General features: G+C 48.5%; 1 protein-coding gene. It reads right to left on the minus strand.

The genetic code is table 11. From position 1 onward, the window contains the following. A partial coding sequence (locus A3762_RS23490) for a hypothetical protein (RefSeq protein ID WP_156493701.1) occupies positions 1 to 736 on the minus strand: 736 nt, incomplete at its 3' end. Between the last annotated feature and the right edge of the window lie 71 nt (positions 737 to 807).

The following is an 807-nucleotide window of genomic DNA, read 5'->3' on the forward strand; positions in this document are numbered from 1 at the left end:
TGGTTCTCAAAAGAGCATTTGCACTTAAAAATGCTGATTCAACACCATACTCGGATTCCACCGAAAAGTAATCCCCACAGGCAGACAGCTTAATCGAGGCATCATCAAAGAAATGCCCCATCAAGCGATTAGAGATATTAGGACGAGCATACAACCATCGATGAACATGCGCCTTTTCTAATGCATTGCGCAAAACAACTGAGTCCAGATCCACGACATCGGCCAAGGATTCTAGCAATACCGTTTCGACATCTGAGGCACTGACATTGAGATTCCGTGCCGCCCATGACTCAGAGCTGTGTAGCGTCATAACCAACAGGCTAGCATCAATATTCCGATCTGGCTTACGCGATTCAACCGACACCAGCCCTATGTCGTCACTTTGGATTGACCCAATTTTCTCTAGAGTCTTTACTGTCTGAGCATCAAGAACACGCTTGTCAAACGCAAAAACAGAGACCCACTGCGCGTGGTGACGCGATTGAGACATTGATGAATAAAGCCGGTGGTCGCGCCCCAATATCTCCGCCGCTTGAATCGGCGGCGTAGCCAAAATGAGATGGTCGGCCTCAAGTGTTTTGTTTTCAGAAGCTACGTCTAATTCGACAGTCCAAAGATTTTCGTTCCGACTTGCGCTGAGCACTCGCGCTCCGAACAAGGTTGACGCGCTGCCCAGCGCACCACGGGTAAGCAAAGAATTACGTCCGCGAACAATCGCCTTGCTAGATTCAATCACGACATCTTCCCTCGAAGAAAGATAGGCCTCAAAAGAGGAGTGGCTCACTTCAAAAAACTGACACCCTAAGT

It is taken from the genome of Oleiphilus sp. HI0125 (genome assembly GCF_001635355.1).